The organism is Alistipes sp. AF14-19, assembly GCF_003461645.1.
Lineage (GTDB): Bacteria > Bacteroidota > Bacteroidia > Bacteroidales > Rikenellaceae > Alistipes > Alistipes shahii.
The window spans coordinates 20969-37991 of the sequence record NZ_QTXM01000013.1 but is presented as its reverse complement, the minus strand read 5'-3'; the positions used below and the strand labels follow the sequence as shown (position 1 = coordinate 37991).

Sequence of the window (17023 nt, the reverse complement as noted above, 5' to 3'; positions counted from 1 at the left end):
AGTCCGTCTCTGCGTGCGGATCAGCCGGCTCGCTTTCTTCTCACCAAACCCGGATTTCCCCATGAAAGAGAACTTGTTTTACCTCCCGCCCTACGAGGACGAAGCGACGGCCGAAAAGATTCGGGAAATCTACGGCTATCCAATCAGGTACATGAAACAATACCTGCTCGACTTCTTCACGGCCCTGTACGAGGAACAGCATCACATCTACGTGCTGCTCGAAAACCTGCCCCTCGACTATTTCGCTGTCGAAAGGACTTACGACCGCCTGCTGTACTGGAACAACCGCAACGGCAGCCATGAGGTAGACGGATGGCTGTACCCCCGCGAACGATACACGCTGAAAGAATTTCTGGCGAAAAAACGCACCTTCCACCGTATCGACGAATTCGAACTCGTTGCTCTGGGGACGAGTTTTACAAACAGCAAAGCGGAATTACCCTCGCAAAAGCTCCTCAAACAGCTCTACATGAAATTCCTGCAGGAACAATGCGAACGCCATCTGCGGCTCAATACTCCCATCCGGCTCACCCCCGAAATCATCAACCGCTACGGCCTGACCAAGTGGGATGCCGGAAAGATACGTCCCTACATCAACCGCTTCAACCGCAAAGCCAAGACGAAAATCCGGGCCGAATTCGACAAGCTGGCCGCGTTGGACTTTATCCGCGAAGAACTCGAAAAATCCGGCACAAAATGACACGATCCCTTACCATACGGCGGAACATGCACGGCGAAACCATATCGTCGGGCGTCGTCGCGCCGTGCGGCGGGAAATATACAGGGACGGCAGTGGCTCTGAAATCTGGTAACTCATGCATTCGCCGCGTGAGGATGATAATCCCGGCCGTCCCTTTTTTCGACTTCACCACAAACACGATATATGCCGCCGTTCTTCGTTCGGTTCAAGCCTATGGCAACTCGGACGAAAAGGACGGTTATTGCGGGAAGGCAGAGACCTCCGCACCCCATCCCGATTCTCACTGTCTAAAAACAACGGCGGCACAACTCTTAACGGATGCGGTTCCACCCCAAGCGTCCATCCGGACGTACTCCCACAACAATCAAGTAACCGGAACCGCATCCGTATCTTTACCCCCGGACACCAACACGGCCGAGGCCGAGGGTCCGGGCTGCAAAAACCCGAATCTAAATAAAACCAATGGTGACCAACGTGCAAATTGTCACGGCTTATTTACAGAGGGTCGGGATGCGGGTCACACGTCCCCGCATCCCGTTATCACAGCGGGAACAGCGGAAAAGGGAGAATATAACGAATTAAGTGAGGATCGCGCGGATCGGGTAAGTCCGCGCATCCGCCGTTCCCGCTTTCTTCAAACCCATCACCCGGCTTTATGCCGTGGCAACAGTCTGGGGGCAGTTTACTGTGTAGGATTAGACATTCAAACTGGGAACGCCGGTTTTGCAAGAGCCGGCGATGTTGCTGCCCCCTCTTTTCGATCCCACCAACCAAATCTAAATAACCCCGCCCGGTGCGTCGTGTACGCCGCCGGGTACAGGACGGGCGATGCACCAAAGTCTGTTAGGGCATACGATGGCTTACATCGTCCCGTCCTTTCTTTTGCTCCTTCCGCGGAGGCATGCAGCTTCCCGCGCCAGCCGGGATGGGGAAAATTCTCGGATACAGCCGCAATAATCTCCCGATCCATATTAAACCAAAAGATCATTATTCTTCGGCTTTTCGCACCCGCCATGCAACGGCATATCCATTCTTGATATAGGGGGGGGCGAAAGCAACACAATATCCATTGAACCTTCGATTACTTATTTTAGTTGCCGTAGTCTCTAATACTATCATGGGACCTTGCTTCATGCTCAGGCTTAAAATATTTATTATGATTTTCAGGTGCGAATTGGGTTTCTTCTCCCAATGAATCGTCTTTACTAAAAGTTACAATTATGTTCAGATAGAAGGTAAATAACGTAGAACCACTTTAAAACTAAAAGCCGCAACTGAGTATTTTGCTTTTTTATGCCATGTCCTATTACCATTAATCATCAAGCCTTCCCCAAGAAGCCTTGATGACACCCTTTCTCCCATTCTAAATTTCTCAGTTCATCCGAACGCAGAGAACTATTACTTTTCCTATCCGGACATTCATAGTTTTCAAGCTGCACATGGAAGACAATTCTGCCCCAGAGATTCCCAGCCCTGGGGTTTTTGTTTAATCCTAACACTTAAATTTATGGACAATCTCCTGATCCAAGAGGAGTTGCTATCCTTGTTGAAGGAAGCGACCCAAGCCTCCCATGTGCAGTTGGAACCATGCGTCTGGCAGAATGCGTATGAAAACTTCTGCCGGCATGCCGAAAAGCTCACCGAAAGCGAATGTTCTTCTAAAGTCATGCGGACCATCGATCACGCCCGTATCGAACTTGAGCAAATCCCAAAACGTCTGTATGCAATCCCGGACCGGGATACAACGGCAGAACTTTACTGCAGCAAAGCGTTGAACGTGCTGCGCGGAGAACTGCGAATCATCACCTTCGAGCTGTCTCATCCGACCTTTGCCGGACAAAATGAAAAGATGTTTGTCTCCCCGCTGCATCTGAGCGAAGGGTTCCATCCTACGAACTTGGTGGAAATCATTACTCCTTTCTTCGAAATGGGACTGTGCGTAACGGCAGAAAAAAGACTCGCAAAACTCACCGAAATTATCCGGGTCTTCGAATGGGCATTCAATATTACAATACCCAATTATGCCGTACTCCGCAACGCAGCCATCAACCGCAAAATCCACCAAACACCTCTGCTCGACAAAATGCGGGAGATATTGATCCGCCTGAGTCAACAGTAACGCCTAAACTTTCCGGGGCTGTTTCTATAACAGCCCTTTTTTCCTCAGTGTCCTGAGAGACCTATGAGTGCCAATGAGTGCCAAGACCCAGAAATCAGCACCAAAAACATCCCTGCAATTTACCTTTGCCGGACCTAAATCTTAACGGCATGCAAAGCGAAGACGACCTGAGAGGACTTGCCAAAGTCATGCAATTTATGCGGGCACTGAGCATTCTCATTCTCCTAATTCATATCTACTGGTTCTGTTTCGACTGGATGGAATCCCTCGGCTGAACGCACCCGACCATAAACCGAATCCTTTCCGGTTTTCACCGTTCATCGCATCTTTTCAAAGCTCCTATCTATTCAAAACTTTTCTGCCTGCTATTCCTCGCTCTTTCATGCTGGGGGACGCGGAGCGTGCGCAATGAACAGATAACCCGCAAAAAAATCATCTCCTGCTTATCACTGGGGACCCTGCTGTTTTTCGGCTGCGGCATCTTTTTACATATACGCGGGGACATAATGCTCCTTTGTTCCCTGTATGCTATCATCTTGGCGATCGGATATGTTTTCCTACTCACCGGAGGCATCTGGCTTGGACGGATGATGTCGGAGCGTATGATGGATGACCCATTCAACGATGAGAATGAAAGTTTCATGCAGGAAACCCGATTAATCAAGAATGAATATTCCGTAAATCTACCAACACGATTCTATTATAACAAACAATGGCACAATGGATTTGCAAATGTAGTAAATCCAGCAAGGGCAGTCGCCGTTATCGGCAGCCCGGGCAGCGGAAAATCCTATTGCGTAATTAATCAATTCATCAAACAGCAGATCGAGAAAGGTTTCGCCATGTATGTTTATGATTTCAAATTCGATGATCTATCGATCATTGTATACAACCACTTGCGCAAACATCTCCACTGTTACAAAACACCCCCGAAGTTCTATGTCATCAACTTCGATAATCCGAGGAAATCACACCGATGCAATCCAATAAATCCGGCATTTATGACCGACATCTCGGACGCTTACGAGAGTGCGTACACCATTATGCTGAATCTCAATAAAACATGGATTACCAAACAGGGCGATTTTTTCGTGGAATCGCCAATTATTCTTCTGGCGGCAATTATCTGGTATCTAAAAATTTACAAAGACGGAAAGTTTTGCACCTTCCCGCATGCGATCGAACTGCTGAATAAACGCTATGCTGATCTCTTTGTCATACTAACCTCATATCCCGCACTTGAGAACTACCTGTCACCTTTCATGGATGCCTGGCGCGGTGGAGCGCAGGATCAGTTGCAGGGCCAGATTGCATCGGCAAAAATTCCTCTTTCACGTATGATCTCCCCGCAACTCTATTGGATCATGTCGGGAGATGATTTTACACTGGACATAAACAATCCCCAAGAACCCAAAGTGCTGTGCATAGGCAATAATCCGGACCGCCAAAATATCTATTCCGCAGCCCTCGGCCTCTACAACAGTCGCATCGTCCGTCTTATCAACAAAAAAGGCAAACTCAAATCCAGCATTATCATCGACGAGCTTCCGACGATCTACTTTCGCGGCTTGGATAACCTTATTGCCACGGCCCGAAGCAATAAAGTCGCTGTGTGCCTCGGACTGCAAGACTTTTCGCAGCTTACCCGCGATTACGGGGACAAAGAGTCCAAAGTCATTCAAAATACCGTCGGAAATATTTTCTGTGGACAGGTCGTAGGAGAAACCGCCAAAACCATCTCAGAACGTTTCGGTAAAATCCTCCAGCGACGTGAATCCATGTCAATCTCCCCGGAACAAAAATCCACGTCGATCAACACGCAACTCGACAGTCTGATTCCTCCCTCCAAGATTTCAAACCTCAGTCAAGGCATGTTCGTCGGATCAGTCTGTGATAATTTCGATGAGAAAATCGACCAGAAAATATTCCATGCCCAGATTGTCGTTGACAACGACGCCGTAGCACGCGAGACTGCCGCTTATGTCCCGATTCCGGATATAACAATCTTTCAGGATGAGAACGGAAATGACTGCATGGAAACACAAGTCGAGGATAATTACCAACGCATCCGTTCCGAGGTCAACCAAATAATCAAGGATGAGATGGAACGCATCAAAAACGACCCCAAACTCCGGCATCTTATTCCCCAGCCCAAACAGCCTGCAGGCGGAAAATAAACCGGATCGCTCCTTGGTCCATAGTGTCAGGAACGGACTGCGAGCGCCAACGGGTGACACGGAGAACAATCTAATAATCAGCAATATATCTTCGCATCATAGGACCACTAAACCTTATATTTTTTAATTATGGCAAAAAAAGAAAAACAAACAGAACCGGCGGAAAAAACGATGCCCGTTCGCCCTGATCCCAACAAGGAAACCATCCTGCTACGCTATCCTCTGGATGGCAGCGTCAAAGTCGTCAGCGCCCTCAAGGACGAGAAGGGCTCGCCGAGTTTAATCTGGGTTGAACCTTCCGGGAAAAACCAGCCTCGTTTTTACGAGTGCAACAACTGCCGCGAAGTCGCCAATTTCTTCGACATGGAGTACCGTCGGGCGTTCGCCGAAAACCGCGACAGGAAAACCATTCCTGAACTCTACAAAGTTCCCTTCGACAAAGTAGGGCTGATCGGCGAGGAACTTCGCAAGCTCTCCGACGATCCCCAAAACGCCGTGATTCTTGAAACCGTCAAGAAGTACCGGACCTACACGGCACAGCTCAACCGGATCACCTTCGACATCGCCCGTATGCCGATCGCGGAACTGGCCGCCGAGGGCTTCGACATCGAACAAATGAAAAAGGACGGAGCCTTCAAACTGCTGGAAGTCGGCAGACAGACCAAATTATACCCGGTCAAAGCGGTGCAAACCGGACATATCACCAAGGAGAGTACCTATTCTCTGCACTGTTTTTTCGACCAAAACGGGGAAATCGGCTTCAAGGCTCAATCTGCTCTTTCCGAACCTGAATACCGAACGGACGAACGTCTGCGAAGGGAACTGACGAAACAAGACATCAACGATCTTCGCGCGAAGAAGACCCTGAACCGTCTGATGCAGCATGACGGAGAGTATTGCTTTGTCGGCTTCAACAAAGATACTCAGCGCATGATCTATGTTCCCTGCAAAGATGTCAGAATTCCGGATTACATCTTCGGGCAATTCATCGGCCCTTCGCGGAAACAAGAATTCGAACGCGGCGGCAGTGTGCTGCTGGAAAACTGTAATTACTCCGGCAACGACAACCATTTCTCCGGTCATGCGCATTTCGATGTTCACCGCAGGGATTACGTCGTAGACGACCCGCATTACGAACGTCCTTATCTCCCGGAACATATCAGGACCCAAATGCCGAAAGAAGAGGTCGATAAATATTTCGCCGGCGAAGTAATGAAAGGCTACCGTTACAAAGGACGGGACGGAAGGCCATTCACCCAAGATTTCAGACTTAACACTGAGACCAATGCCTGCGAGTTCATCGACTATCAGAAACAGGCAGCAAGCCTACAGCAGACTCAGACGCAGGGACCGATCAGTGATCCTCCCGAATCGATGGAGCCGCAGGAAGCCCCCTATATGGCGCCTCACATCCCCGAAGAAGGACAGGACCGGAGTCAGGGCCCAAGGATGTAAACCAAAGCCGGTCACAGCCGGCGAATTCTTCAAGGCATGAAACGAAACCAATTAACAGACCCTCTCTATTACCGGAACCGACTTGAAGAGTTCATCCGGGAGAGACACCCCCGGCTCATCCATGCTTATAAACTCATCGGCACACGCAGTAATCTTGCGGCCCAGACTTACAAGGAAGCTATTGAATCCGGTGAAAGCCCTCTTGCGGCTTCAGCCCGTGCCGATACAGTCCTTTATGAAGATCTGATCTTCTCCCGCTTCGACACGCTGCGATGTATTCTGGCAACTGAATTCCCGATGATTCCCGCCCATCGGCAACGTTCGCTCGCCTTAACGCTGGAAACGTATTGCGAAGATGTCTTCGCAAGATATAACCTCGATGATGGCATGGTAGCCCGCAGCGAATATAATCACTTGATTGTTGAGCTGACAAACACACTTCGAATCTATTTTCAACAAAACAACATTTACACGCCACGGCGGGGACGCCCGGCAAACCAACGATAAAAATTACAACTGTCACAACAGAAAAAACACTATTAACAATGAAAAAAATGTTTATCGCGGCGCTGACCGCACTCGCTCTGTATTCCTGCGACAAAGACGAACCCGCAACCGGAACACCGGACCCCAAGCCCGATACCCACGGAGCAACCGTAACCATGACGTTCACCGACGAAACCCCGACCCGTGCGTTCTTTGCCGAAGCCGCGGCCGCCGAAGCGTGGGAGAAATCCCTGTCCTCGCTCTCCGTGTACGTGTTCAACGCCAAAGGCGACCTGATCGTGCTGCGCAATTTCACAGCATCCGAACTCACGGCCCGCTCCGCAACGTTCGCCCTGCCGCATGCCACGGCCGGTACGACCTGCGACTTTTATGCCGTCGCTAATCTGTCGCTGTCGGGCATTGCCACGAAATCCGCGCTGCTCGCCAAACTGGAGACCGCCGCCGCCGACTACAACGGCACGTTCGCCGAAGTTTCGACCAAAGCCAAGCGCAGCGGGGGCTTCGTAATGACTGCCGGAGTGAGCAAAGCCGTTGCTGACGGCTCCACGACATCCGTGCCCCTGACACTCAAACGTACCGTCGCCAAAGTCGCCGTGCAGACATCCATCGACCCGGCGTTCGCCAGCAAGTATTCCGGGACCCTGACCGTAACGGGTACGAAGCTGCTGCGGGCCGCCAGCCAGACGCCGATCATTGCCCCGGCCACGCCGACACCCGGAGCCATGAGCTTTACCCACACACAGACTGCGACAGCAACATCCGGGAAGTATAACAACCTCTTTTACCTCTTCGAGAACGGCCCCCTCGCCGAAGCAAGCCGCGTAGCGCTGGAGATCACCGCGACATACGACGCCGACGGGAACGCATCCACGACCGCCGACCGCATGGAGGTAGTTTATACCGTACCGCTGACAGGCAAGACCGGGGGCGAGATCGCACGCAACGGCTACTACCGTATCGCAGCTAACCTCACGGGCCTCGTGGGGCAGGATTGCCAAGTCTCCGTGTCGGTCGCCGAGTGGGAAAGCCCGATCACGCAGTCCGTCGATCTGGGAGCATAACCGAATTATTCACCAACACCGCCCGCACCTTTCGGGGCGCGGGCGGTTTAAACAATCACAGATGAAATATTTACTGTTCGCATTGCTTTCCCTTTCGATCTGGTTTACAGGCTGCATACACGATAAAACAGCCGCGGATGCGCCGATAAAAAACGTGTCCGTAGAGGTGGGCATTACGGCCCGACCCGCAGACCGCATTACCCGCGCCACCGACGAAACGCAGATTAAAGACCTGAACGTATATCTGTTCGGGAAAAGCAACACATTCAAACTTCACATTTATACGCAGTCGCCGCTCTTGCAATTCGAATGTCCCGTCGGAGAATACGACCTTTACATTGCCGCGAACCTCCATGCGGATATGGCAGACTTATCCCCGGCAGAACTCGAAGCCTGTTCCATAGCTTCCAGACCCGCGTATGACGATCTGCCGATGTCGGCGAAGACAACCGTAACGATTGCAGCTTCGGCGCAGGGAGAGGTGGTTACGCTCCCGACTATTGAGGTCCGGCGTTGCGTGGCGAAGATCGCCTATAATATTCGTGTCGCCAATACTGCAGGGGACATCAAACTTCAATCCGTGCGGCTGATGAGTATTCCCCGCACCTCGCTGCTGTTCACCTCCGCCCGGCCCTCCGAAAACAAGGCCGATTATACTTCCGGATTCTACTCGGAAATCCCGGCCGCCGGGGGCGCGGCATTTTCGGGCGTATGCTATATCTTCGAGAATAGGCAGGGCCGCGTTCCGGGCATTACTTCGCAAGCCGACAAAAGCGCCCGGAACGCCCCCAAAAACGCATCCTATTTGCTGGTGCGGGCGGTTCGGGGTGGGAAAGTACTGTCATATTCTATCTATTTTGGAGAAAATAATACTGATAATTTCGACATAGGGCGTAACACAATCCAGACATTCAATATCACCATCAATGGGGACAACGAAGTAGATACCCGCATCAGCAGCTACACCCTTAACGTGTACGACACGTATGCCGGCAATATGATCGGCGGCTATTGCCTCAATGATCAATATGGAGAATTGTTAATCGAGGTGGATGGTAACCCCGCACCTCTGACGCTTTGCGGGCGGATAACGGCTTCGGGGGACACGGGGCATATTCTCGTGAACGATACTCCCATCGGTTCCGGGCGTGACCTGGAGCTAACGGACCAGCCGGGATTGAACGAATATTATTTGCATTACGACAAACCCGTATATACGTCTGCCGATTCACAATTCTCCTACACCGTGACAATCGAGGACGACGGCGGCTATGCGCAGTCTTTCAAATTTGAACGGCGCTTTGCCAACAAACTCGACGTTATAGTCGATACCCCTGACAATGGCAAAGGCAAGGTGAAAGTTTCCGACGCGCTGTATTCCGTACAGGTCACCGGAGTGCGTGACCATATTGCAATGTGTTACGAAATGGGCTGCACGCTGGTAGCACTGCCCGCGGCAGGTTATCGGTTCGAGGGATGGTACTCCACGGATGGTTATAAGACGCGGCTTTCAATATCGACAACCTATTTCTATGTGCCGAAATCGGCCAACGCTGCTATCTATCCGAAATTCTCGCCTGCGACATCTCCGCTGGACAGCGACGGTACGGCAAATTGCTACATTGCACCCAAACTGAATACAGAATATTCCTTCGATGCAACCGTGCAGGGCAACGGCAAAAACACGAAGAATATTTGGGCCCTAAATCTTAACGGGATTTCCGCTCGTATGCTTTGGGAATCGGATAGCAAAGTTGTCGAAGATGTAATGTTTGCAGACAGCCGTATCTCTTTCTCGACGGGGACCGTGCGGGGAAACGCCGTGATAGGATTGTTCGACGTTACAGATAATTGCATTTGGTCGTGGCATATCTGGTCCGTGGATTACGACCCGGCATCGACAGCACAGACCTATGTTTCCGGGGCCGTGTTCATGGATCGAAACCTCGGAGCGATCACTACCGATTGCACACAGCCCGCATCCCGCGGGCTGTATTACCAATGGGGCCGCAAAGACCCGTTCATCCATCCGGCAAGCTGCAACAGCGATGAACGTGAAAGAGTGGTCTATACCGAAGGATTCGCATTTAATGTCAGCTATCCCCGGAATGCCGGAACTGAAAGCCCCTATGACGTAATGACCGTAGAGTGGTCGATTGCCCACCCGACAACCTTTATGAGCGATGCCATGTACGAAGATTGGGAAGAATGGGCATCTGTTGTGGATTGGCTTTACAATCATCATCCGAATCTTTGGGGTAACGTCACGACAAGCAACAACAATATCAGCAAGGTAAGCTACAAATCTATCTATGACCCGTGCCCCGTTGGTTGGAAAGTTCCCAGCCCCGAAGATTTTGCCGGAATCGAGCGGGTAAGTCAGTCGTCGCCCTATTATGTAACGATTCATTACAATGGTAATCGTACCACGAATATTCCTATCGGTGGGACTTTCGTTGAAACTCGCTTTATGAATAACGGACAGCTCGGACGACTTTATACCAATGCGCCCTACTATATGTTCTGGGGAACGTCATCCTGTCGGTATGGCGATATTTCCTGCACCTCGATTATTTTCTCGACGGGTTCCGTACCCTCGTTTATCGACACTTCTGATTACTATCGTTACGCCGCAAATCCCATACGGTGCATCAGAGAATAAAAAGCCATGAAGAAAAGACACATCATCATTTTATCGCTTTGCCTGCTGGCTTTTTGGGGCAAACCCCAGTTGGCCGCAGCGCAGTTTTTCAGCGCCAAAGTAAACGCATTGGCCGCACTCACCGCAACGGTGAACGTAGGAGTGGATGCCGCCGTCGCGGACAAGTGGACGCTCGACGTTTCCGCCTACTGGAATCCCATAAACTCCGATTCGTTCAGTTGTCGGCTATATGCCGCGCAGATCGGCACGAAACGCTGGCTTTACGAAGCGTTCGTGGGCCATTTCATCGGCGGCCAGCTAACCTATGGAAATTACCTGTACGGCGGTTCCCGACGCTACTACAAAGGCGGCATGGCCGGGCTGGGATTCAGCTATGGTTATGCTTGGCTGCTCTCAAAGCGATGGAACGTCACAGCCGAAATCGGCATCGGGGTCTTTTACATGAAAGACACCCGCCGCGACCGCATCCCGCCCGAATACGAATCCATCTTCATACACCACTACAAGCGGTGGGTTGTAGGCCCCTCGCGGGCGGAGATCAGTTTTAACTACTTATTCTAACAGCAGCATGAAAAAACTTATTTATACCGTCGTCTGCATGATGCTTTTTTGCTGCGCCTGCTCGGATTCGGACATAGAGCTTAACCCGGCGACGCAGGCCAAACAGCAGCTTGCAATGACGTTCCGCTGCGGGGCCATGTCCCCGACACGCGCCGCGACGGACGACACCCGCATTGACGACATTAACCTGTACTTGTTTCCTGCGAACGGCGACCCGGCCCGACACCTCTATATTGCTCCGGTGCGCCCCGTCGTACTGGAACTGCCCAAAGGCGACTACACGCTGTATGCCATTGCCAACCTCGGACACGACGCAGGCGAGCGGACGCAGGATTTCGTTCGTACGCTGCACGTCGAACGGGATCCTGCGGTCCTCGCGGATGCTCCCTTTCCCATGTCCGCGCAGCAGTCCGTCACCGTGCGCGGTGACACGCAGATCGCCGTATCGCTCATTCGCGCCGTGGCAAAGGTCAATTTCAGCTACACCGTGGCCGCGGATTTCGCAAAGTCTTTCCGCGTGAAGTTTATACAGCTTCGCAGCGTTCCCCGTTCTGCTACTCTTTTCGGCTCCAGCCGCGCCGAGAGCAGCGAAGCCGTTGCCGACATGCCGCCCATAGAAACGTCGGCCACGACCTATGCCGCAACCTACTATTTATTGGAGAACAGGCAGGGAGAGGTTGCAGGTATCGGTTACCAGCAGCAGAAAGACCAAACCCGCGCTCCGGAACATGCCACCTACATAGCCATAGCGGGCGAAGCCGACGGAACGCAGGTTGTGTACCGCATTTACCTCGGCGCGAACAACACGACGGATTTTAATGTCGGCCGCAACCGGGTTTACAACATCGACGCCCGCATCCTCGGCATGAACACCGTGGACTGGCGGGTATCGACGGCAGAACTCACCGTCACGCCATTTGCCGGGAACCATGCGCCGGGGGAACTTGCAACAACCGAACTGCGGCTTACATCCACGAACGACACCGAAAATGTCTATTACTTGTCCTATCATATCGACGCCGGGACGGGGATAGTCGCCATCGACGGTGTGGAACGGAACCCCGACACACCTTATCCGCTCTTTTCGGGCAACGGAACCGTAACGGCTGACATCAGCTATACGCAGGCAGAGCCGGGCGACGTGCGGCTCCGCCTGACGGTTACGGACAAATACGGATTCAGCATGGAGCGCGTGCTGACAACAGGATTCAAGAACCCGGAGCTGACGATAACCTATACCCAGCAGGGAAATGAACTGACGGTTTATGACCGGGCATATATCGACTATACCGTGTCACAACCCGGTTACTCCGGGAACTACACCGTAAAAGTGGAAGGTGTTCCGTCCGTGTACTATGGTCGCTATGGTTCCGACGTTCCTCTGACAACATTCACCCAATACGGGAACGGCAGTTATACGTTGCGTGTAAAACCGAATATGGTCGGTCCCAATCCCCTGAAAATTACCGTCACGGACGCCGACGGCCACAGCGCGGAGATCATCACATCGGTAATGGGTATTAAGGCCACCGCCGACCTCAAACCGACATTCAGCACATCATCGGGTCTGCTCTATGTTACCGTGGAATCTTCGCAGCCCGTAGTGGACGACCTGACCGTGAAAGTGACTGCCAATGCGGATATATATTCTTTCGGCGGGACCGTGACAAAGAAGCAGTATATCGTAACGGTGAAGATCGAAGCCGACCACACGACAGGAAAAGGGTCTGTATCATTGAGCGGATTAGGGAGTTATGCAACGTTCACGGTGGCATCCTACACCGCAGAATTTAAGCGCACATCGGATAACGGATTGGTCGAATATAAATTGCAGTAGAAAATGAAAAGGATAATGAAAACTATTGCCGTATGCTTGGCCGCGTTGCTTTGCGGCTGTTCGATAACCGGGCATCTGGAACGTCGCCAATACCGCGCGGACGTGCTGCACGTCAGCCGCGAACAGTACGAACGCGAGCAGCAGACCTACCAGCCACCCGCGTTGAAGATCGAGCGCGATAGTAACCGATTTTACCTCGTGCCGACAGAGGTGCAGGAGAACGGCGAACGCATCATGGCGATGCAGATACAGGAGGTGACGATCCGCGCCACAACCCGAACGCTCCCGGAACGACTGGGGAAAGTTACAATCGACTTTGTAATTGACATGCCCCGGCAATTACAGGGTACATGCCGCAGCATCGCGGTAATTCCCTATCTGCATAAATACGGAGAAGCACATCCCCTGCAAGACATTACCATCCGCGGAGGACTGTTCTCCCGTGTTCAGGACCGCGATTATTGGCAATACAACAAATACCTGCACGTATTCAACCCCTCGGAAATCGGAGCCGAAAGAGCTTTCGCCCGCTTTGTAAAATATCCCTACAGCGAAGGCTCACGACTGGACAGCATCGTTCAACATCCGGGGCATATCTCATACTACTATTCGCAGGAAGTACCTACGGATGAAACCTCGAAAACGATGCTTGTCACCTTACAGGGCTGGGTTATGGCACTCGACGAGAGTTACTACAAACTGCCCCCTTCCGATACGCTGACCTACCATGTGTCATCAATGCTATCCTTTGCCGATACAACCACCCGCTATAAAATCAAAATAATCGAAAAATACGCCACGGTTCAAGACAGAAACTACATCCAATTCCGCCTGAACGATACGCACGTTCTCGACTCCCTCGGCCGGAACGCCGCCGAACTTGACAAGATCAGGACACGTATGGCCGGGTTGATCGGCCAGCGGGAATTTTTCGTGGACAGCATCGTGCTGACCGCTTCGGCCTCCCCAGAAGGCCGTTATGCCCGCAACAGCACTTTGGCGCAGGGCAGAGCCCATGCCCTCAAAGGCTACCTGCGCAAATGTATCGGCCCCCAAGTCGATACACTTATGCAGATACGGTGGATCGCAGAAGACTGGCACGAGCTGACAACCCGTATCCGCAGCGACGAGAACCTACAGCACCGCGCCGAAATACTGAAGTTGATCGACACCGACTCCGATCCCGACCGCCGGGAGCGGACAATACGTGAACTATATCCGCAGGATTACCAATACCTCAAAGAATCGGTTTATCCCTCATTGCGTGCTGTGACGATGCGCTACGACCTGCGGCGTGTCGGGATGGTAAAAGACACCATACACACCCGAGAAGTCGATACCGCCTATATGCGGGGCATAAACCTGCTACAAAAAAGAAAATATGCAAAGGCGCTATATATCCTCAATGACTATCGGGACCGCAACACCGTGATAACGCTCCTTTCGCTGGGATATGACGCTCAGGCGTTGGAAATGCTGAACGGACTGGAGCGTTCGCATACAACCGAATACCTCAAAGCCGTTGCATGCGCCCGGCTGGGCCGCAAAACCGAAGGCCGGGAACATTTCCTGAAAGCCTGCGAATTGGACGAACGAATGCTCTTCCGTGGAAATCTGGACCCGGAAATAGCTGAACTTTTAAAAAACTAAGAACCATGAAAAAACTCATAAGCATCATAATCGTGCTTCTGGCTCTGGTAAGCCTGACGCACTGCAAACTGGCGGAAGTTGAAGCGATCGAAGAAATCCCATGCCCGGAGATCGGCATCGATTCGATCATTATTCCGCCGTGGGACATGGAAACAGAACAGGAGATATATCCTTTTATCGAAAACCAGTAAATACATTCGCAATGGACCTTTTTGATAAAGAATCCGGCAGCTTATATCTGACCTACGACAGGTTCCACAACATCCTTCATGCAAGTCGGGAAGGAGAGGGAACAGATGGCTTTCTCCGACATATTCACGACGATGTTTCTCTTATTCTCCAAGAAGGACATGATCCTAATGTCTGGTTTACCTATTTCGAATTCCCGGACAAACGGGATATTCCCAATTTGGCGCTTAAAGACATGTCACTTTTCTTCGAGAAAACAACACGTGCCGCAGAACGCTCCAATGCCCGCTGCCGCTATACGGTCAATGCCGCCGATGTCATCTATTGCTTCAAAAACGGCATTGTTCCCTTAACCCCTCAAGCGGAAAAAAGCGTGTTGTGCCAACAGGAAAACTACCCCCTGCCCACAGACGGCTTCGGGAACAATACCCCGCAAACGAATGTCGCATTACCTGAATACCGCTCCTATATGGCTGTTGAAACCGAAAAAGGAGTCGTGCTGTTTACAAATACCTCGGAAGGTCTGCGACAACGCAAAGCCTATGAAAAATACCTCGAACTAAACTTCTTCAATCCGTCACAACCGGGCGGCAAATTCCGGTATTGGGAAATCATTGCCAGTCCGTTCGACCTGAAAGACAAAGTAGATTGCCTCTCAAACCTCAATTCGCAGAGCAAAGATGATTTATTCCACGAGGCTTATGTCGATCCTGCCATCCTCAAACAAGGGCATTCGATACGCGAATTCGACCTCACCCAGAGTTTTGAGAACTATACCATTTTCTGCAAACGTACCGATCCGAATAAAACGCCCTATAAAGACTTGGGCGACATGACGCTCAAAGAACTTTATCAATTTTTCACATCCATGCTTCGGGGTAAAGAAAAGGGAGTAGTTTGTACGGAAAGTTTGGGATTTCCGAGCAATCCGCAGAACAAAACCTTCAAAATAAAGCGCTAATGGAATCTGAATTTAAAAAGGACTTGAATCCTGCGCCGAAATCCAAACCTGCAAGACTTTGCATCACAGTGGATAAGTTCTTCAAGCCCGTTCATATCAAGATCATCAGCAATGAACTCCGGGACTACAATAGATACTGCCGGAATGAAGCCGCGGACGCTCTTTTGCACCAAACGCCCGATATTCTCCAGAGAAGAGTCGTGAGCTTTGAATTTCAGGACCCGAAAATGATTCCGCCGATTTCACCGGACAACAACGATTCCTATCTAAAGCAGATACGAGAAATGTCTAAGCATCCTAACAACCACATATCCATAATGTATGATAAATATCTTAGAGATGATATCGGACTTTTCATTTCTAAAGTTCCTCGGCAACATCTTATATCCCGCTATGGAATCGTACCCGACAGTCCCCATACAATCAACATCCCGGAACTCTATGACGGTACAAACAAACCCCTCGTGCGGGACGTACTTCTGCATAATAACTTTCTGGACTGTGAGCTTATCGAAAGCCCACAAAGCAGTTGGCTGTTTACAGATACCGATTCAGGCATTAAACAGATGTCCGCATTCTATGCTCTTCTCAACAAGCATTTCTTCGACCCCCGCATGGACATCGATCGGCTCACCATCTCAACAGTATGGGTTGACAGAGACAATATGCCGAGGCAGGCAAATAAATTTACAGTGGATGATTCTTCGAAAGACCATCTGTTGTTGGCAAATGCGATCGAAGCGGAAAAAATCCCGATCCGGGAAAAGTCTGTTGAACATGATTTTAGCCCTTATCCCGAAAACTACTGGAGATTCTTCAGTGAATACCCCAATGACCCTCTTAACCGCAGTGACGAAATAGCTTGGCTACTTTTTGCAGAAAGCACAGGAATTATTGTCGAGAAGGACGAATATCACGATTATAGTTATATCGACCGGTTCGAGAATTTAAAAGAGCGACAGTATAATACGAGCTATATTGATGAGAAAATGGAAATAGAAAAGCAGCTCAAGACCCTTGCCGGAGAAATTCTCCGGCAAGAAGGATTCGTAATACGCGGCAGGGAGCTGGAACCCGCTGTTTCGATCGATGAAAACCTCATCCCGGAAAACCGGCCTTGCATACATTTATAATTCATAATCCA

12 protein-coding genes and 1 pseudogene are annotated in these 17023 nt (G+C 50.9%); all 13 read left to right on the top strand.

Features of this window, described 5'->3' with window-relative positions; translation table 11 throughout:
• The first annotated feature begins 61 nt into the window (after positions 1–61).
• The 13 genes and pseudogenes from DWW03_RS11340 to DWW03_RS11280 all read left to right on the top strand — a co-directional run bounded on the left by DWW03_RS11340 (position 62) and on the right by DWW03_RS11280 (position 17012).
• Positions 62–700 carry a hypothetical protein gene (locus DWW03_RS11340; RefSeq protein ID WP_014775811.1) on the top strand — a complete coding sequence of 213 codons (639 nt, stop codon included), beginning with the start codon at positions 62–64 and terminating at the stop codon, positions 698–700.
• 1507 nt (positions 701–2207) lie between these two features.
• A complete protein-coding gene (locus tag DWW03_RS11335) occupies positions 2208–2819 on the top strand; it encodes a hypothetical protein (protein ID WP_014775813.1) in 612 nt (203 codons plus the stop codon).
• Between the two features lie 149 nt (positions 2820–2968).
• Positions 2969–4996, top strand: a pseudogene (gene mobC, locus DWW03_RS11330) (conjugal transfer protein MobC).
• 129 nt (positions 4997–5125) lie between these two features.
• Positions 5126–6451 (top strand): DUF3945 domain-containing protein, encoded by a 1326-nt coding sequence (locus DWW03_RS11325; RefSeq protein ID WP_081488109.1) that lies wholly within the window; start codon positions 5126–5128, stop codon positions 6449–6451.
• A gap of 36 nt (positions 6452–6487) precedes the next feature.
• Positions 6488–6958 (top strand): DUF1896 family protein, encoded by a 471-nt coding sequence (locus DWW03_RS11320; RefSeq protein WP_014775815.1) that lies wholly within the window; start codon positions 6488–6490, stop codon positions 6956–6958.
• Between the two features lie 38 nt (positions 6959–6996).
• Positions 6997–8019: a fimbrial protein gene (locus tag DWW03_RS11315; RefSeq protein WP_014775816.1), complete on the top strand. Its 1023-nt coding sequence runs from the start codon at positions 6997–6999 to the stop codon at positions 8017–8019.
• Positions 8020–8080: 61 nt separating this feature from the next.
• The gene (locus tag DWW03_RS11310; protein WP_118406776.1) at positions 8081–10681 is read left to right on the top strand and encodes a DUF4906 domain-containing protein; all 2601 of its coding nucleotides are present in this window, start codon (positions 8081–8083) and stop codon (positions 10679–10681) included.
• 6 nt (positions 10682–10687) lie between these two features.
• Positions 10688–11242: a DUF3575 domain-containing protein gene (locus DWW03_RS11305; protein WP_118406775.1), complete on the top strand. Its 555-nt coding sequence runs from the start codon at positions 10688–10690 to the stop codon at positions 11240–11242.
• A 7-nt stretch (positions 11243–11249) separates the two neighbouring features.
• Complete coding sequence (locus tag DWW03_RS11300) at positions 11250–13079, top strand: DUF4906 domain-containing protein (RefSeq protein ID WP_118406774.1); 1830 nt, start codon at positions 11250–11252, stop codon at positions 13077–13079.
• Positions 13080–13094: 15 nt separating this feature from the next.
• Positions 13095–14729 (top strand): hypothetical protein, encoded by a 1635-nt coding sequence (locus tag DWW03_RS11295; protein WP_014775820.1) that lies wholly within the window; start codon positions 13095–13097, stop codon positions 14727–14729.
• Between the two features lie 5 nt (positions 14730–14734).
• Complete coding sequence (locus DWW03_RS11290; RefSeq protein ID WP_014775821.1) at positions 14735–14920, top strand: hypothetical protein; 186 nt, start codon at positions 14735–14737, stop codon at positions 14918–14920.
• A gap of 11 nt (positions 14921–14931) precedes the next feature.
• Positions 14932–15879, top strand: coding sequence for a DUF6047 family protein (locus DWW03_RS11285; RefSeq protein WP_014775822.1), 948 nt, complete (start codon positions 14932–14934; stop codon positions 15877–15879).
• Positions 15879–17012, top strand: a complete 1134-nt coding sequence (locus DWW03_RS11280; protein WP_014775823.1) for a DUF6047 family protein — start codon at positions 15879–15881, stop codon at positions 17010–17012. The genes DWW03_RS11285 and DWW03_RS11280 overlap by 1 nt, the downstream gene beginning before the upstream one ends.
• Positions 17013–17023 lie beyond the last annotated feature (11 nt).